At 63.8% G+C, this 16013-nt stretch carries 16 protein-coding genes, 2 tRNA genes, 2 rRNA genes and 2 pseudogenes (1 of these 22 running past the window's edge); 10 read left to right on the top strand and 12 right to left on the bottom strand.

Annotated elements, in window-relative coordinates; all coding sequences use genetic code 11:
- The 6 genes from ACTTAG_RS03695 to ACTTAG_RS03720 form a co-directional block, all read left to right on the top strand.
- A 23S ribosomal RNA gene (locus ACTTAG_RS03695) occupies positions 1-1570 on the top strand (it extends 1259 nt beyond the left edge of the window).
- A 144-nt stretch (positions 1571-1714) separates the two neighbouring features.
- A 5S ribosomal RNA gene (rrf, locus tag ACTTAG_RS03700) occupies positions 1715-1829 on the top strand.
- A gap of 71 nt (positions 1830-1900) precedes the next feature.
- A tRNA-Met gene (locus ACTTAG_RS03705) sits at positions 1901-1977 on the top strand.
- Positions 1978-2168: 191 nt separating this feature from the next.
- Positions 2169-2456, top strand: coding sequence for a transposase (locus ACTTAG_RS03710; RefSeq protein ID WP_444464228.1), 288 nt, complete (start codon positions 2169-2171; stop codon positions 2454-2456).
- 25 nt (positions 2457-2481) lie between these two features.
- On the top strand, positions 2482-2757 hold the full coding sequence (locus tag ACTTAG_RS03715; protein ID WP_444464229.1) for a type II toxin-antitoxin system Phd/YefM family antitoxin: 276 nt from the start codon (positions 2482-2484) through the stop codon (positions 2755-2757).
- A 14-nt stretch (positions 2758-2771) separates the two neighbouring features.
- Positions 2772-3065: a type II toxin-antitoxin system RelE/ParE family toxin gene (locus tag ACTTAG_RS03720; protein WP_444465189.1), complete on the top strand. Its 294-nt coding sequence runs from the start codon at positions 2772-2774 to the stop codon at positions 3063-3065.
- On the opposite strand, the gene ACTTAG_RS03725 is transcribed toward ACTTAG_RS03720, so the two are convergent.
- Positions 3016-3132 (bottom strand): DUF7220 family protein, encoded by a 117-nt coding sequence (locus ACTTAG_RS03725; protein WP_444465190.1) that lies wholly within the window; start codon positions 3130-3132, stop codon positions 3016-3018. The two genes, ACTTAG_RS03720 and ACTTAG_RS03725, sit on opposite strands and share 50 nt — an antisense overlap.
- 29 nt (positions 3133-3161) lie before the next feature.
- Here ACTTAG_RS03725 and ACTTAG_RS03730 point away from each other — a divergent pair, with 29 nt between their 5' ends.
- Both ACTTAG_RS03730 and ACTTAG_RS03735 read left to right on the top strand, forming a co-directional pair.
- On the top strand, positions 3162-3446 hold the full coding sequence (locus ACTTAG_RS03730; protein ID WP_444464230.1) for a hypothetical protein: 285 nt from the start codon (positions 3162-3164) through the stop codon (positions 3444-3446).
- Positions 3443-3730, top strand: a complete 288-nt coding sequence (locus ACTTAG_RS03735) for a DUF7220 family protein (protein ID WP_444464231.1) — start codon at positions 3443-3445, stop codon at positions 3728-3730. The genes ACTTAG_RS03730 and ACTTAG_RS03735 overlap by 4 nt, the downstream gene beginning before the upstream one ends.
- Here ACTTAG_RS03735 and tnpC read toward each other — a convergent pair.
- From tnpC to ACTTAG_RS03770, 7 genes and pseudogenes are all read right to left on the bottom strand, one after another.
- Positions 3643-5229, bottom strand: a pseudogene (gene tnpC / locus ACTTAG_RS03740) (IS66 family transposase). The gene ACTTAG_RS03735 and the pseudogene tnpC overlap by 88 nt on opposite strands.
- Before the next feature lie 69 nt (positions 5230-5298).
- Positions 5299-5652, bottom strand: a complete 354-nt coding sequence (gene tnpB / locus ACTTAG_RS03745; protein WP_444462574.1) for an IS66 family insertion sequence element accessory protein TnpB — start codon at positions 5650-5652, stop codon at positions 5299-5301.
- Positions 5649-5831 (bottom strand): hypothetical protein, encoded by a 183-nt coding sequence (locus ACTTAG_RS03750; RefSeq protein WP_444463842.1) that lies wholly within the window; start codon positions 5829-5831, stop codon positions 5649-5651. Before ACTTAG_RS03750 ends, tnpB begins: the two co-directional genes overlap by 4 nt.
- Positions 5818-5946 (bottom strand): transposase, encoded by a 129-nt coding sequence (locus ACTTAG_RS03755; RefSeq protein ID WP_444463843.1) that lies wholly within the window; start codon positions 5944-5946, stop codon positions 5818-5820. The genes ACTTAG_RS03750 and ACTTAG_RS03755 overlap by 14 nt, the downstream gene beginning before the upstream one ends.
- A gap of 196 nt (positions 5947-6142) precedes the next feature.
- Complete coding sequence (locus tag ACTTAG_RS03760; protein ID WP_444464232.1) at positions 6143-6760, bottom strand: hypothetical protein; 618 nt, start codon at positions 6758-6760, stop codon at positions 6143-6145.
- Positions 6761-6854: 94 nt separating this feature from the next.
- The gene (locus ACTTAG_RS03765; RefSeq protein ID WP_444464233.1) at positions 6855-7049 is read right to left on the bottom strand and encodes a hypothetical protein; all 195 of its coding nucleotides are present in this window, start codon (positions 7047-7049) and stop codon (positions 6855-6857) included.
- On the bottom strand, positions 7046-7615 hold the full coding sequence (locus ACTTAG_RS03770) for a hypothetical protein (RefSeq protein ID WP_444464234.1): 570 nt from the start codon (positions 7613-7615) through the stop codon (positions 7046-7048). Before ACTTAG_RS03770 ends, ACTTAG_RS03765 begins: the two co-directional genes overlap by 4 nt.
- A 143-nt stretch (positions 7616-7758) precedes the next feature.
- Here ACTTAG_RS03770 and ACTTAG_RS03775 point away from each other — a divergent pair.
- Both ACTTAG_RS03775 and ACTTAG_RS03780 read left to right on the top strand, forming a co-directional pair.
- Positions 7759-7848, top strand: a tRNA-Ser gene (locus ACTTAG_RS03775).
- A 349-nt stretch (positions 7849-8197) separates the two neighbouring features.
- Positions 8198-8368 (top strand): annotated as a pseudogene (locus ACTTAG_RS03780) (DUF3883 domain-containing protein); the annotation flags it as partial.
- A 108-nt stretch (positions 8369-8476) separates the two neighbouring features.
- Here ACTTAG_RS03780 and ACTTAG_RS03785 read toward each other — a convergent pair.
- The 4 genes from ACTTAG_RS03785 to ACTTAG_RS03800 all read right to left on the bottom strand — a co-directional run bounded on the left by ACTTAG_RS03785 (position 8477) and on the right by ACTTAG_RS03800 (position 15964).
- The gene (locus ACTTAG_RS03785; protein ID WP_444464235.1) at positions 8477-9301 is read right to left on the bottom strand and encodes a hypothetical protein; all 825 of its coding nucleotides are present in this window, start codon (positions 9299-9301) and stop codon (positions 8477-8479) included.
- 341 nt (positions 9302-9642) lie between these two features.
- A complete protein-coding gene (locus ACTTAG_RS03790; protein WP_444464236.1) occupies positions 9643-12111 on the bottom strand; it encodes a hypothetical protein in 2469 nt (822 codons plus the stop codon).
- The gene (locus ACTTAG_RS03795) at positions 12111-15527 is read right to left on the bottom strand and encodes a host specificity factor TipJ family phage tail protein (protein ID WP_444464237.1); all 3417 of its coding nucleotides are present in this window, start codon (positions 15525-15527) and stop codon (positions 12111-12113) included. The genes ACTTAG_RS03790 and ACTTAG_RS03795 overlap by 1 nt, the downstream gene beginning before the upstream one ends.
- Positions 15524-15964, bottom strand: coding sequence for an NlpC/P60 family protein (locus ACTTAG_RS03800; RefSeq protein ID WP_444464238.1), 441 nt, complete (start codon positions 15962-15964; stop codon positions 15524-15526). Before ACTTAG_RS03800 ends, ACTTAG_RS03795 begins: the two co-directional genes overlap by 4 nt.
- Positions 15965-16013: the final 49 nt, after the last annotated feature.

The following is a 16013-nucleotide window of genomic DNA, read 5'->3' on the forward strand; positions in this document are numbered from 1 at the left end:
AGCCTTGGTCGGAGCGGTGCTGACTGTGAAGCCGGCCTGTGAGGGATCCGGTGGAGTGATCAGAAGCGAGAATGTTGACATGAGTAGCGACAAAGAGGGTGAGAGACCCTCTCGCCGAAAGTCCAAGGGTTCCTGCTTAAAGCTAATCTGAGCAGGGTAAGCCGGCCCCTAAGGCGAGGCCGAAAGGCGTAGTCGATGGGAACCACGTTAATATTCGTGGGCCAGGAGGATGTGACGGATGCTCACTGTTGTTCGACCTTATCGGATTGGTCGGGCAGCTGCGGTGTCCCCGAAATAGCCCTCCATATGACCGTACCCTAAACCGACACAGGTGGACAGGTAGAGTATACCAAGGCGCTTGAGAGAACCACGTTTAAGGAACTCGGCAAAATGCCTCCGTAAGTTCGCGAGAAGGAGGCCCCATTCGCACGCAAGTGTGGGTGGGGGGCACAAACTAGGGGGTGGCGACTGTTTACTTAAAACACAGGGCTCTGCGAAGCCGTAAGGCGACGTATAGGGTCTGACGCCTGCCCGGTGCTGGAAGGTTAAAAGGAGGTGCAAGCTCCGAATTGAAGCCCCAGTAAACGGCGGCCGTAACTATAACGGTCCTAAGGTAGCGAAATTCCTTGTCGGGTAAGTTCCGACCTGCACGAATGGCGTAACGATCTCCCCGCTGTCTCAAACGTGGACTCAGCGAAATTGAACTGTGTGTCAAGATGCACACTACCCGCGGTTAGACGGAAAGACCCCATGAACCTTTACTCCAGCTTTGCACTGGCATCAGGATTGTGATGTGCAGGATAGGTGGTAGCCTTTGAAACCGAGACGCCAGTTTCGGTGGAGGCTCCTTGAGATACCACCCTTCGCACTCTTGATGTCTAACCGCGGTCCGTCATCCGGATCCGGGACCCTGCATGGTGGGGAGTTTGACTGGGGCGGTCGCCTCCCAAATCGTAACGGAGGCGCGCGAAGGTAGGCTCAGACCGGTCGGAAATCGGTCGTTGAGTGCAATGGCAAAAGCCTGCCTGACTGCAAGACTGACAAGTCGAGCAGAGACGAAAGTCGGTCATAGTGATCCGGTGGTCCCAAGTGGGAGGGCCATCGCTCAACGGATAAAAGGTACTCTGGGGATAACAGGCTGATGATGCCCAAGAGTCCATATCGACGGCATCGTTTGGCACCTCGATGTCGGCTCATCTCATCCTGGGGCTGGAGCAGGTCCCAAGGGTATGGCTGTTCGCCATTTAAAGAGGTACGTGAGCTGGGTTTAGAACGTCGTGAGACAGTTCGGTCCCTATCTGCCGTGGGTGTAGGATACTTGAGAGGAGTTGCCCCTAGTACGAGAGGACCGGGGTGAACGTTCCACTGGTGGACCAGTTATCGTGCCAACGGTAGTGCTGGGTAGCTATGAACGGACAGGATAAACGCTGAAGGCATCTAAGCGTGAAGCCCCCCTCAAAACCAGGTATCCCTTGAGGGCCGTGGAAGACCACCACGTCGATAGGCCGGAGATGTAAGTGCAGCAATGCATTCAGTTGACCGGTACTAATTGCCCGATTGGCTTGATTTGATCCAGTAGCAGCAAGGCTCATGATCAAAAGCAAGTATACACTGGTTAGTAAGAAGAACGCTCCGCGCCGGCGCAATGCCGGAGGCCGCATCCGCGGCAGGAGCGCTTCTCAGTTCCTTGACTTGGACGTGGCTTCTTCCTCGGTTTGGTGGTCATAGCGTTGGCTAAACACCCGATCCCATCCCGAACTCGGCCGTTAAGGGCCAACACGCCGATGGTACTGCGTCTCAAGACGTGGGAGAGTAGGTCACCGCCAAACCTAGTAAGAAGCCAGTTCTCTCATGACGATAACAATACTCCCCGATCGCAAACAAAGCCCTCGGGACATAACGCGGGGTGGAGCAGCCCGGTAGCTCGTCAGGCTCATAACCTGAAGGCCGCAGGTTCAAATCCTGCCCCCGCAACCAAAAATACTCGCATTATCAAACGCTTGCACGCCGCCCTCCCGGGCGGCGTTTGCGTTTGAGCCGCCCGTGGAAGCACTGTGGAAGCAAGAGGGGCCGAAGTCCGTAAGCCTGCGGCGAGGGCCGTCTTTGAGTGACGCGGGTGCGGGGTTAGTGGACCGTCTATATTGAGCTCTTTATGGACGGTGCATGACATGCTGGAAATTCTGGACGTGACGAATACGGGGCGTCGCCGTCGGTTCAGCCTCGCGGAGAAGATCCGAATAGTCGAAGAAAGCCTTTCCGGGCCGAAGCTCGCGCGGGCGACGGCGCGCCGGTATGGCATTGCATTGTCGGGGCTTTACCAATGGCGACGGCAGTATCAGCGCGGCGAGTTGGGCGGGGACCTCCGAGAAAGTCGAAGGGCGCAGGCGCGTCTACGCCCTGAAGTAGACACAGCAGACCTCGACGCGCATCGGAAAAGGCGCTACATTCGCACCTAATTCGGTGCGCGTCGGGAGATCAGCCATGAACATCACCAAGGACATCAGCCCGCTGACCGAGTTCAAGCGGGATTCGGCGCGTCTCATCGCGCAGATCAAGGAGACCGGTCGGCCGCAGATCCTGACGGTGAACGGCAAGCCTTCCGTCGTCGTGATGGATGCTGCCGCGTGGCAGGAGATGCAGGACCAGCTCGACTATGCCGAGACTGTTGCGGGGATCCGCAAGGGTCTGACGCAGGCCCGTGCCGGTGAAGGCAGCGACGCAGGCACGTTCTTCGACGGCCTCGCCCAAACGAAATGACAACGCCCTTGCCCGTGATCATCACGCCGAATGCGGCGGATGATCTGACAGCGTCATGGACCTACCTGCGGGATCGCAACCCGAGAGCTGCAGACGAATGGCTGGCGGGCATCCGCGACACCATCATGGCCCTCGGGGCAATGCCCGATGCTCATCCGATTGCCCCGGAGTCGCGTGAATTCGACCTGCCGATCCGCCTTGCGCTTTACGGCAAGGCGACACGCTGGCGCATCTACTATGCTGTCATCGACGGGGCGGTTAAGGTTCTCCATGTCCGCCACGGTCGCCGGAGCGATTGGCAACCCTGATACGTTCGAACAGCCGCCGCAATGCGAAGGATCTGATGATGCTGATTCCTGTGAACAGCGCGCCCAGCCGATCTGACCCATGCGGCGGGGATGTGGATGACGCCTACAGCCCGCGATCACAAGGATGGCGCGACGACATTGGCGAACACGCCGGTGAACGGCCTGCTTGGCCGCCAGGTCCTGGTGATGAAGGCGGCTGGGAGCGATACCTGCGAGCCGCGCCGGACCTTGAACCCGCTGTTCGTCGAGGCGCTGATGGGCTGGCCCACCGGGTGGACCGGCTTCGCCTCTGTGGCAACGGCGTGGTCCCCCTGGTTGCGGCGCATGCGCTGCGAACTCTGGCGGCTGAATTGCTGGCCGATGGATGAGGTGGCGGCATGAAGCAGTCGCGCGCCATGTCGCAGGTCGAAGCCGTCGCGAACGTCGTCGTCGGCTACGGCGTTGCCGTGGTCACCCTGATCCTGATCTTCCCGGTCTTCGGGCTGCACACGACACTGGCGCAGAACCTGAAGATGTCTTGCGGTTGCCAGCGTTCGGCTGTAAGCGCCCGCTCATCGCCCTTTGCCTTGCGGCTTGACTATTCTCGGAAGTTCCAGGGCATGAGCGCGGCGATATCGCTTTGCATGTGCTGGTCGAGGATCTTGCGGAGCGTGGCGGCGATATAGGCCTCGGGGTTTATGCCATTGAGGCGGCAGGTGCCGATCAGTGAGGCGATGCGGGCCCAGGTTTTCGCCCCGTCGTCGGAGCCCGCGAAGAGCGCGTTTTTCCTCGTCAGCGGAATCGGACGGATCGCGTTTTCGACGCCGTTGGTGTCCATTTCGAGCCGACCGTCCGCAAGGAACCGGGTCAGCCCCGCCCAACGTTTGAGCCCGTATCGGATGTGCCGCGCGAGTTCGTTCGTCGAGGAGAGCTGCTGCAGGCAGCCCTCGAGCCAGGGCCGCAGGGCCTCGACGATCGGCCTGGAGAACCTCTGCCGGATTTTCACGCGCGTGGCCGGGTCACGGCCGCGGATTTCCTTTCGATGGCGTAAAGCTGCGCAATGCGCTCGACCATCTCGTCGCAGATTTCCGACGGCGTATCCTTGGCGAACTTGACGAAGCGGCGCCGCCAATGCGTCCAGCAATAGGCGATGTCCCATGGCTTTGCGGTCTTTTTCGGATCGGCCAGCTGGTCATAGCCGCCGTGGCCATCGACCAGCAGCGTGCCGCCGGAGAACCCTTGAGGATCTCTTGCGCGACCTTGCCTGCGCGACTGCGCGCGTGATGAAAGACCACGATCGGGGGATCGCCGCCACCCCAGCCACGCTGATCGCGCAGCACCACCCAGAGCCAGTCGGTGCGCACCTCCCGGTGCCCGGCGCCAGCACCGGCACGGTGGTCTCATCCATCTGCAACCGGTCGCTGCGGCGCAACTCTGTCATCATCGCGTCGATCACCGGCGCCAGAAGCTGTGCCGCCCGCCCGGACCATTCCGCCAGCATCGTGCGGTCAAGATCGAGCCCCTGGCGGCGATAGATGTCGGCCTGACGGTAAAACGGCAGGTAATCGCCGAATTTGGCGACCATGCAATGCGCCACCAGCGCCTCGGTCGGCAGGCCGCGCGGCACCAGCCATTCCGGCGCCGGAGCCTGGGCATGCTGCGCGCCCGCGCAGGTCCGGCAGACATATTTCGGGCGCACCGTCACCAGCACGCGGAATTGCGCCGGGATCACATCGAGCCGCTCCGTCCGGCTTTCGCCAACCCTTTGCATCGCGCCGCAGCCGCAGGGGCAAAGGATGCTCTCCGGTTCGATGACCTGCTCGATCCGGGGCAGATGCGCGGGAAGATTGCCCTTGTTACGCTGCGGCGGAGCAGCTGGCGCCTTCCGGGGGCCGATCACCTTCTCGGCCGCTTCGCTGGCCGCCGCCAGCATCCCGGCCGCAGCCTCGACATCTTCGAATGGCAGGTGATGCTGGTCCGGATCGCCCTTCTCGGACTTCGCGCCGAAAGCATCGCGGCGCATCTGCGAGAGCAGGCGTTCCAGCCGCGCGCGCCTCCTCGACTGCGGCAAGACGTGTTTCCGCCTCGATCCGCGCGGTCTCGGCGGCAGCCCGCGCGGCTTCGGCCCGGCCAGACGCCGTTCAAGATCTGCCACCCGGGCCGTGCTGGTGCTGCGTGATGCCATGGCCCGAGACTACCCCACAACACCCCGCAAGGACGCCATAAAACACGGCCCGAGTCACCCTGTCGCGGCTCACCCTGCCAGCCGCGGCCTCTGCCTGCGCTCGGCCCGGACAGCCCGCCAATCGACGCCCTCGAACAGAGCGGCGAATTGCGCCGGGGACAGCCTAATGACCCCATCCGCCGGCTTCGGCCAGGCAAAGGCACCGCCCTCGAGCTTCTTGTAGATCAGGATCAGACCGGTCTGGTCCCAGACCAGGCACTTCAGCTGATCGCCGCGCTTCGAGCGGAACAGATACACCGCGCCATTGTAGGGATCGTGGCCGAGCACGTTCTGCACGACCAGCGCGAGCCCCGCGTGACCTTTGCGGAAGTCCACCGGCCGCGTCGCCAGATAGGCGCGAGTGATCCCGCCCGGCAGGATCACGACGATGTCTCCCGCAATGCCGCAACCACCCGCCCAAGATGCGCCGCGTCGAAGCCGGTCGGCACGAGGATCCGCACCCCGACGATCTCCAGCTGAAGGCTCGTCTCGGGTTGATCGCCCGGCCCGGCGCCCCCGCTCACCACGATCGGCACGAGCCCGAGGGCATCATCTTCCGGCATCGGCAAAGCCCTCGCGCGCGGCCCGGCGCCAGGCATGCAGTTGCGGCGCCGAAACCCCATGACGCCGGGCCACATCGGCCACCGTCACCCCGTCCCGAAACGTCTCGAGCACCATTGCCGCCTTCACATGCTCGGGCCAGCGACGGCGACCGGTCGGCCCCGTCACGATGTCGATACGACCAGCGTATCCAGGATCATCACTGTGAGAACTTACGTAAGTTTGTATGTCGCTATCCATCGACGCCTCCGTTGTTACGGGCGTCATCTCGGATGACATCGCCCCTCAAACAACGAGGGCGATGGCCGGGCGCTTACGTTCGGCTTGCAGCCGTCGTTCGCCATCGGCGTCGGCCAGTCCCGCGCCATGCGGTCCAGACCCTTCTCGTCGCGCCGTTCGCCACCCCGGCTGCGGAAGCTGTCGATCTGCGGCGTCGGCCGGAGGGGTCTTCAACGACCGCTTGAAGGGTGTATTCAACAAGCGATTTTGCCTTGATGTCGGCGACCTTGGCCAGCACTGCCCAGGTGGTGCCAGCGCCGAACGACACCTGCGTGCGCTCCATCTCGGATCCGGTCACGATCTCGAAATCCGGCGCCTCGGCCAGCACGATCTGCTCGGGCAGTGGCCCGGCCGTCACGAGGATCGGACCGCAGAGCGAGCCGTCCGGCCGCCGCAGGCCGAGATAATGGGTGCCCTCGGCCGCGAAGGTCATCGGCTCCGACAGCGTCAAGCGCCGGTGTGGCGCCTCCCAAGCCAGCGCTTCGGCCTGCGCACCCCAGGCGGGCAGCACCGGACGCCCGTTGAGGATCGCCACCACCGGCACGTCCCGCGGCGCCAGCGCTCGGATACGCACCCGGCGGCGCAGGACCGCGAACTCACGCGAGCGCAGCGGATCAAGCGGATTGCGGACGATGACGCAGACGGCCCTCATGCGCGGCCTCCCAGCGCCGGATGGCGCCAGTAGGGCGTCAGGCCGAAGCCGGGAAAGCTGGGGGTGGGCAGCACATCGGGCCAGCGGCGCATCGTCACCTCCCCACCCGGTTAAGACCATAGGTCCCGGCCAGGACGCCGGGCACCGGACCGCGGCCCATGGCGATATCCTCGGCGATCATGCCGCGGACCTGGTCGATCATCACGTCGATGATCCGGGCGCCGCCATCCTGCCGCTCGGTCGTCGTCGCCTTGGTGCCAGCGGCATTGTTGTAGACGTTGACCGTCACCGGCCCGCCCGCGCCGCCGAGGCCCGCACCCCGAGCTTGCCGGTCGAATCGCGATCAAGCGGCAGGATCGCCTCTGGCCCGGCCTCGCCCATCAGCCCCGCCCCCCTGGCAAAGGCGAAGAGCGTCGGCCGATCGACGATCGTGCCACTGTAGGCGGCGATGCCGGGACCGGAATAGACGCCGCCCTTGGCGTTTGCCGCCACGGTCGTCGGACCGAAGACCGCCCCCACCAGGCTGTCGATGATCGGGTTGAAAACGGCATCGGCGATGCGCTGCGACGCGATGCGGGCAAAGGTGTCCAGCACATGCTGCCCGAAATCGCTGATCGCGTCCTTGCCGCCCTTGGCGCTGCGGATCCAGTCGTAAAGGCTCGACTGTGCCGCCTTCGTGGCCGACTCGGAGATCTTGTCATTGACCGGCGTGTACTCGACCCGGTTGCCCGCCACGATCGTCTCGGCAAAGCCGCAGCCGCGGAGAAACTTGCCCCAGGCGGGGGGGGGGCTGGCCGCGCCCGATCCCACCAGCTCGACATCGAACTTGAGGCGGGCACGGCGGGTGAGGCCCATCAGGGCCAAGACCTGAAGGCGGCGGCATGATCAACAGGCAAGCTTAGCAAACTGTCCGGTTTCTGGGGACCACCTCAGCTTGAAGGACGTGAGCCGGAAAATTGCTCTTGTCGTTGCTGTGCTTGCCGCATATACGGGCAGGCGGAGCGGTGGCCGAGTGGTCGAAGGCACACCCCTGCTAAGGGTGCAGGCGGGGAACCGTCTCGAGGGTTCGAATCCCTTCCGCTCCGCCACTTGCACATTGCAAACCCGAAAACAGGTCCCTCGCGGGGCCTTTTTCTTTATGTGCCAAAGGGGTTTGCAGAGACCATCCGCCCTTCGGAGACTGGCCAGCCGCGCGAGACCGGTCTCCGAACGCCCAGCGTCTCTTTCCACCCGCCCTTCGCTCCCGGCGAGACGGATTCAAAATCCCCATATATTTCAGTAATCTGACGAGGTCGCGCTGCGCCCCTGTTTCGCTGGGTTCGGCTTGTCTCAAAACAGATGGCGACGCGACACGGGCGGCGTGGTCGTTGGTATGTCTTGGGAGTTTTGCGCGGAGTCTCTGATAACAAACGCAGTTTCCGGCCCTAGCCTGGCGCAATGTCAAATGGGGCCTGGACTGATCAAGAGAACGACCTGATCGTCGCGGATTACTTCGCGATGCTGGCCGACGACGTCTCTGGTCGTCCCTACAACAAGGCCGAGCACCGGCGCGGGCTTCTGCCGATGTTGAACGATCGGTCCGAGGGATCGGTCGAGTTCAAGCACCAGTGTAGCGCGCCACAAAATTTTGCAGTGCGTGACACACAAAGTTGCAGCAGAGCAGTTTGATGGGCGTCGGCCCCAAAGGCGATTTTACGCCCGGTTCAAAGGCACCTTTCAGATGACGGCATCGTCCTCGCTGAGCCTCTCTGACAGGTGCTGCATGAAAGAGCGGGCATTGTCGAAGATAACGACCGCGCGTTCTTCGTCATAGGTCTGGCGTGGGTGCATAGCCTGGTTCCTCCAAGCGTTCTTTACAAACCGGAGGTGGGTTGCAGCTTCAGCCGCCCACTGCTCAGCCCCAGCACCATGGCTACGCTTCCCAATTTCGCGGGTTTTAGCCTCTATCTCATTGAGGGTCTTGTTCCAGTTGTTGTCCACCTCAACGTCATAGTGGCGCGCGAGAGCCGCCAAGCCGACCTCTAGCGCCCGCATCATATGCATTACGCATGCCGTCCACCGGCCGACCGCACGGCACTTAGCAGCCTCTGATATGTCGAACTCTGCCGATGGAAAGGAATCCGCAACCGACTTGCCAAAGGGTTCCGACATGTCAAAGAACGCAGCATGGCGGCTATCGAGTGTAAGCAGCGGCCCTCCCCGTATTTCATCCCCGAAAACCTGAATCAGCTGCTCAGCAAGATTCACAACTCTAGAAAGACGGTGCGCGTCGTATCCGATCGGCTGAGAAAGTAACGTCATTCCCTCATCGAAAGCCCGGCGTGCGGCGGACTCGCTGGCCTTCAATCGTAGGAGTTTTGCTGCCCCCTCCAATACTTCGCAATGGTGTAGGAACAACGCACAGGTCTGGTAGTCGATATGCAGAGGAGCAATCGGAATTTTGTTGGCGTTCTGAAGAAGCTGCGACCACAGCTTCCATTCAGCACGACAGGCAGAAATAAAGCCCATTGCATGGATGGTCTGCGGAGGAAGATTCAGCATTTTTAAATCTCATCTTTTGATCAGATTGCAACATTATTACTGACCTTCCAGATGATTCGATACCTATGACAAAGCTATCAGCGATCGCCAGACACGTCCTCTACATCACCTGTCGTCGCTGTGGCCACGACGCGGGGATCGTGCTGCGCGAGTTCGCCGAGCGAGCCCCTGATCGCACCGTGCGCGAACTCGCAGACGCTGCGCGCTGCTCGATGTGCGGAGCGAAGGGGCACACGGACATCAGAATCGTCTGGTCTGGATCAGCGCCCACCGCATAGCCTTGCGGTGGGCGCTAGGCTCAGTCGGCCATCCGAGCATCTGCCAACGGCGCCACATCCCCACTAGACCACGTTCAAATCGCGCATACGCGCATAGATCATGTTGCCGAGGACCGTCTTGGTGGCGGCGGTGTAGTGGATCCCGTCCGTGAAGCACTGGGGCGGCACCGTGCCGGTGGCGATTGCGTCCAGATCGGCCTGCGTGGGCGTCAGGCCCGCATCTGCCAGCCCGTAGCACGAGGTGATGACGCCGTTCGTATAGATCGGGGTGGCCAGATACTCGCGCAGGGGAATGAAATATCGCCCGAAGGCCAGCCGCATCGCGGCCTCGTAATCGGCCCGCGCCGCCGCAGACCCAGAGGAGAGCCCGAGGATGATCGTATGCTTGGCTTTCGAGTGCGCGATCATCATGCGGTGCTGCCAGATCAGATCATCGACATTGGTGTAGCCACCGTTCTGGCCCATGAAGATGATCTGAATGCCGCCGCGCTTGTTGATGTCGAAATCGGTGCGGATCGCGGTGGGCCGAGTGATCTGCACCTCGGCCCCCGCCGAGGCGCGCGTGAATGTCCAGGTGCCGGTCATGTCGGCATAGCTCGACCCGGTCCAAGCCAAAGTGCCGACGACATCGCCGATCTTGCACGGGTTGACGTGCGCCCCGCCTTGCAGGAGAGGCGTCACGGTAGCCCCGAGAGCGGTCTTGATCCCGCCGTCCGTCGCCCGGCTGGCAATCAGGACAGGCGTGGTCGTCGCGGGGATCGTGATGTTGTTGACCACCATGGCATCGCCGCCTTGCCGGGCCATGATCGTCCGCGAGGTCTCACCCCCGGTGCCGCCGTTGTAGACAGGCAGGCCGGTCAGGGCTGCGAGCGTGGTGGTCCAGCCTCCACCAGCGGTGAGACTGTCGCCCCAGCAGGTGATATAGGCTGCGGCCTGCGCGTCGTTCTGCAAAGCCTCGACAGCTGCTTCGAGTTCGGCGATCGAGGCCAGGCGAGAGATGCCGCCCGACGTCATGTCGCCTTCCATGCTCCCGACATCCGAAATATCGCAGCAATAGGTCGAAAACTGAACGGCTTCGGCGGTCGCCGCATCATAGGCGATGATGAAAAACCCCGCCTGCAGCCTGCCTGCCGCAGCGTAGAAAGCCGCCATGGCCGAATAGTCGATGTCGACGGTGGCTTGGTAGTTGTTCGCGGCTGACAGCGTGACGCCTGTATCCTGCATCATGCCAATCGAGCCGTCCGATGAACCCCACGCGCTGGCATTCGTGAACCGCACGCGCACCGTGGCAGTCTTTCCGTTCGATTTCAGGAAAACGCGGAACTTCTTGGATGCGTTCGCCGCGTAGCTGTCGAAAATCTTGGTCCAAAAATAGGCAAAGCCGCTCGCGCTCAGCATCGTGAAATCGTAGCCGATGTTCACGGTCTGACCGGCATCGGACCGCGTGTAGGTATGATCGAGAGTTGCCGTCGATGCGGCGTTTTGTTTATTCAGACCGGCGCTCAACAGCGCGGTTTTGGGCGCCAGCACCAGCGCGACCGCGGTGCTCACATTCGGATTGACGGACGCCAGTTCCGTCCGCAGCGCCGGGGTCAGCTTGTTCGCGATGACATCAAGCATCGACGAAAACCGGGGCTGAATGGTCCAGGTCGCCGTTGCCGCATTCACTGTTGCAGGCGTCGGATTTTGATACGCGAGGAGGACGTACAGATAGGTGCGCGCCTGATAGATCGAGGCTTTCGACGATGCCGCAATCACGCTATACAGGTTCACGCCAGCGCCCCCGGACATCAGCGCAGCCAAATCCAGGCCAACAGGGTCGTTGATCGGGTTCCAGTCCGTGACCTCTTTGACAACAGTCGCATAGTTCGGTGCCACCCCGGCCACCGTCACCGCATCAAGGGTCAGCACCTTGTTGAGATCTGACAGCGCCGCATAGGGGATCTTGAGGTGGACGCCGAACCAAGTCAGAGTGCCCGTAGCGGCGGTCACCTTGGAGATCGTGATCGGATATCCGACCTGGCCTTTGGTGATTGTCACACGGTCGGTCTGCGCGGTGACGATGCCGTAACCGGCCGCATCAGGGTTGATCGTCTCGTACCCCGCGCCGCTGGCGGTCATTGCAACGCCAGCAGTCAGCTTGCCGGAATCGATATAGTCCTTGCTCGGATAGGCTGCGACCAGCACGGATGTCGTGGCGTTCGTCCGGCGATACTCGCGAAAAGCCACGTCTCCCGAGCCCGCCACCTTGAAATAAGCACCATCGGCCACTGCAGCGCGGCCGGTAGCCTCGTCGGGGTAGGTCGCCGAGTTAAGGACGGCGATATCCCGCGCCGACAGGGCAATCTGCTCGACCGTCTGCAGCTCCGCCGCAGTCGGCAACGCTGCGATCTGCTCCGCCAACGGCCCAGATCCTGCCAGTTGCGTGGACAGATCCGCAACGCGCTGGCGCCCGGTGCTGCCGTTGCGGTTGACGATCACCTCGTCGGCGAGGGGCGCGTTGGGCAGGTCGCTGGTGGTGTAACCGGTCATCAGACAATCTCCAGTGTGTAGGGGCCGCTGATCGGGCCGGGCACGCCGTCGGCGGTCTGCGGCTCGATCCAGACGTGATGGGTGCCCGCCGACAGGCAGGCGGTGGTTTCGAGGTAGACGGCCACGTCGTCGATCGCGCCGTCGAAATCGGCGCTGGCGCGCAGCGCGAACGTGTCGTTGCCGGTGGCGGCCTGGATGCGGTCGCGGGCCGGACCGTTTGCGCTGACCGCCGTGCCGGGGCGGTCAGACCCGCCCAGCAGCCGCGCCTGGACAGATCCGGCAGACCGGCCGCTGACCTGGTAGCCGATCCGGTAGTACTTGCCGGACGCTGCCGACATCGGCTGCGACAGATCTCCGGCATCGCCCGCCGTGTGGGTTGCGGCACCGGCCGCAATCGCCCAGCCCGGGCCCGGCGTCCAGGCGGCTGCGCTGCTCATCGCCCCGCCGCTGATCAGGTTGGTACGCGTGGTGTCGCCGAGCGTCGTCGCATAGCTCTGCTGCGGCACGACGACGATCGGGGCGCCGACGGCATCGGTCTCGCGATCCAGCAGATTGGTCGTCGAGCGATAGACCTGCACCCGGGCCGTGGCCGCATCCTCGCCGGTCGCGAACTGGATCAGCGCGCCCCCGAGCAGGGAGGTGATCGAGATCGACGCATCATCGAGCGCCGCGGGCAGATCCGCATCGCCCGCGCCGACGATGATCGCGATGGTGGCCGACCACGGCCCGGCGATGCCCGTCGCGCTGATGCCCCAAGCCCTGATCTCGACGTGCTGGCCGACGGCATAGCTATCGAGATTGCCCCCGCCATTGGCCGCGGGGATCGCGACCTCGGTCCATGTCGCAGCGCCAATGAGGCGATGCGCGATCACGAAACTGGCGGTCGGCACGACGCCAGAGCCGGGCTCGATCGCATAGGCGACCCGGTTGGCAACACCTGTCGCGGCGAGGCCAGAGGTGACCGAGACAAACCGCGGCGCCGAGGGCTGCAGCAGATTGTCATCGATCTCGGCACCGACCCGGGGCGACCAGGCGGGGATCTCGGTCGCGGCCAGGATGGTGTCGATCTGCGGCGCGGCATCGACGGTGCGGACGATCGCGCACATGTCCTGCGTCGCCTCGATCCGCGTCACGATCTGCGTGTAGCTCTCGACCGCCGCGGGACCGAAATGCACCAGATCGCCCACCAGCGGCATCGGGCCGACCCCGGTCAGCGTCAGGATTTGCGTCTCGCCCGGCGCGGTCCTGACGGTACGGACGACCGAGACGCCCACCGTGTCCTCGGCCGTCTCGAAGACCCTGAACCGGCAGGCATAGGTCTCGCCAGCGGTCATCGAGACGACGTCATCGATCTCGACCAGCGCGCCCTGCACCGATTTAACCCGGGCCGCGACCTGCACGCGGCTCAGCACATCATGGCTGAGCGCGATGGCATCGCCCCTGGTGGCGGTGCGCACGGCGCCATCTTGGGTGACCTCGTAGGTGTCGGGCCGATAGATCGTCTCCAGCTGGCGGCGGCGGGCCTCACGCCAGACCTCGGCCGCATGCACCTTGCCCGGCAGGCTCAGCTGCTCGGTGAGCGTGATCTCGCCATCATAGCCGGGCCAGCGGACGACGCGCTCGGTCTCCTTGTAGTCGTTGCCCGCGTCCTTGAACTTGACGACGAAGGCGTGCGGCGGATTGCGATAGGCCCGGCTCCACTTGAACCCCCACGAATTGCGCGGGTTGATGTGATCGACGATCAGCGTGTTGACCAGCGGCCGGTCGATGACGACGCCCCAGCGGATGCCATCGTGGCGCGGCGTCGCTCGCCCCGCGGCCGCGATCTCGGTCAGCACATCGCGCAGCGTGGTGCCCTGATCCTCAAGGACAGCGTTATAGGTCAGCCCCTCGGCCGCGCACCACTCGGCCCAGTCGGCCAGCAGATCGAGATCGAGGCCGGAATCGGCCACCGCCTTGGGGTTGGAGGGATGCGACAGCACCTCGATCAGCGCCGCGGCCGGGTTTTCCGAGACGCGCCGCACCCAGCTGCCCGTCGCCGCATCCCAGTCGCGGGTGATGCGCGAAACGAGGCAGTTGAAATTGTCGATCGAGCCGCTGATCTGATGCGTCGCCTTGATCCGCAGCGCCACCAGCGCCAGCGGCCGCGGATAGGCCAGCGGATATTCGGGGCGGATCGTCTGCAGCGCGGCCCAGGTGGTGCGCTGGCTGATCTTGCTGTCGGTGGCCTCGTCCTGCAGCATCGTCAGGCGCACCTGCCAGCGGCCGCGGCTCGGAAAAGACCACGAATGCTGACGGAAAAACGACTCGGCCTTGGTGGTGATCACGTCCAGACGGATGACCGGCTGCCACTCCTCCGCCTCGATCAGGCGCTGCTCGATCTGGATCGCCACCGCATGCGGCTGCCGTTTGCCGTCGTCGTCATATTTGAACAGCCCGCCCGGCCAGGCCAGCACGATGCTGGCTCCCGAGGCATCCGGGCCGGTGGTGCGCACGACAGGCGTGGCCGTGGTGGGTGCGTTGACCATGCGGATGTCCGTGTAGGTCTCCCAGGTCCAGCCGTCTTCACCCGCCCAGACCCGCCGCCGCGCCTCGTATTCCTCCTCGACCTGCAAGATGTTGCCAGCATCGTCTCGCGGATAGGGCCGGGTCAGCTCCACCCCGATCTGCTCCTCGACCACTTGGCGCGGATAGAGGCTCAGCGGCAATTCGCCGGCCACGCCATAGCGGATCTCGGTCTCGACCTCGTCATATTCGGAGAGCGAGGTCTCGCCGAGTCGCATGCCGTCGATCGCCACCTCGCCCTCGCCCAGGCAAAAGACCGCGCGCACATATTGCTGATCGCCGACGATCTCGGTGTAGGGCGTGGCGGCAAAGGGCGGGGCATAGCGCATCGTGCCCAGCACCACCGGCACCGCCGCGCCCGGCTCCAGCCGATTGCGCCAGCCGGTGATGCTGTAGGTGTTCTTGGCCTCGCTGTCGGGTTTGACCGGCGGGATTAGCGCATTGACCAGCAGCTGTCCGACGATGCTGAACCCAGCCACCGCCAGCCCCCATTGCCAGCTGCCGACTGCGAACCCCGGGAACAGCCAGCCCGTCAGCGCCACGGCCGCGATCGAGACGACAATCGACAGGATCGAGCGCAGCGCGCCCTTGCCGGGCGTGACCCGGATCACCACCCGCACACCCGGGCGCGGCCGGGCCAGATGCCATAGATCGCGCGGCACGATCTGGCTGCCAGCATCGGTCACCAGCGCAACGCGGGTGCGGCACAGATCGGCCTCGGTGGCTAGGGGCAGTGCCCGGGCGACGATCTCGGCCACCGTCAGGCCATGCGGCACATCCAGCGTGATCCGCCCGCGGCCGGGGTCGAACTGCGGCGCGGCCAGCACATGGATGGGGCGCAGATCACTCATCGCGCGGCCTCCGAGATGATCTGCACGGGCATTTCAACAGCCCTTGAATGGTGGCGCCAATGGCCGGTGAACCGGTGCGCCCAAGGGCCACGGCGATAGTCCTCCAGCACCGCATGGGTCTGGCCGATGTGGATCATCAGCCCGTGCCGGATCACGATGCCGAGGTGGGTGGACAGGCGGCCGCGCCGGAAGACCGCCAGATCAAAGGCGAGCGCCGGGCCGGTGACCGGCACCCAGAACGGCGACGTTTTGGCGCCATCGATCAGCGCGGCGATCTCGCCATGCTCCTCGACCGAGCCATAGCCGAGATACTCGGGCAGGTTGATGCCCAGTTCCTCGCGGTAAATCACGCAAACGAGGCCCCAGCAGTCCGCACCCTCGGAGGTGCGGCCGTGATCGAGGTTGGGGATGCCGATATAGCGGTTTGACCAGGTCATGCGAAACACCCGTCTTTGCCGATGGCGGCAACCCGTGCGACGATCACTT

This window comes from Rhodobacter capsulatus (genome assembly GCF_052363185.1).
Lineage (GTDB): Bacteria > Pseudomonadota > Alphaproteobacteria > Rhodobacterales > Rhodobacteraceae > Rhodobacter > Rhodobacter capsulatus_E.

What these genes read in the sequence shown, in the direction of transcription:
- ACTTAG_RS03710 (WP_444464228.1), top strand. Translation starts at nt 2,169, where the DNA reads ATGCTGGAAATTCTGGACGTGACGAATACGGGGCGTCGCCGTCGGTTC.
- ACTTAG_RS03715 (WP_444464229.1), top strand. Translation starts at nt 2,482, where the DNA reads ATGAACATCACCAAGGACATCAGCCCGCTGACCGAGTTCAAGCGGGAT.
- ACTTAG_RS03730 (WP_444464230.1), top strand. Translation starts at nt 3,162, where the DNA reads ATGACGCCTACAGCCCGCGATCACAAGGATGGCGCGACGACATTGGCG.
- ACTTAG_RS03735 (WP_444464231.1), top strand. Translation starts at nt 3,443, where the DNA reads ATGAAGCAGTCGCGCGCCATGTCGCAGGTCGAAGCCGTCGCGAACGTC.
- ACTTAG_RS03750 (WP_444463842.1), bottom strand. Translation starts at nt 5,831, where the DNA reads ATGCCGGAAGATGATGCCCTCGGGCTCGTGCCGATCGTGGTGAGCGGG.
- ACTTAG_RS03755 (WP_444463843.1), bottom strand. Translation starts at nt 5,946, where the DNA reads ATGGTGCTCGAGACGTTTCGGGACGGGGTGACGGTGGCCGATGTGGCC.
- ACTTAG_RS03760 (WP_444464232.1), bottom strand. Translation starts at nt 6,760, where the DNA reads ATGAGGGCCGTCTGCGTCATCGTCCGCAATCCGCTTGATCCGCTGCGC.
- ACTTAG_RS03770 (WP_444464234.1), bottom strand. Translation starts at nt 7,615, where the DNA reads ATGGGCCTCACCCGCCGTGCCCGCCTCAAGTTCGATGTCGAGCTGGTG.
- ACTTAG_RS03785 (WP_444464235.1), bottom strand. Translation starts at nt 9,301, where the DNA reads ATGCTGAATCTTCCTCCGCAGACCATCCATGCAATGGGCTTTATTTCT.
- ACTTAG_RS03790 (WP_444464236.1), bottom strand. Translation starts at nt 12,111, where the DNA reads ATGACCGGTTACACCACCAGCGACCTGCCCAACGCGCCCCTCGCCGAC.
- ACTTAG_RS03795 (WP_444464237.1), bottom strand. Translation starts at nt 15,527, where the DNA reads ATGAGTGATCTGCGCCCCATCCATGTGCTGGCCGCGCCGCAGTTCGAC.
- ACTTAG_RS03800 (WP_444464238.1), bottom strand. Translation starts at nt 15,964, where the DNA reads ATGACCTGGTCAAACCGCTATATCGGCATCCCCAACCTCGATCACGGC.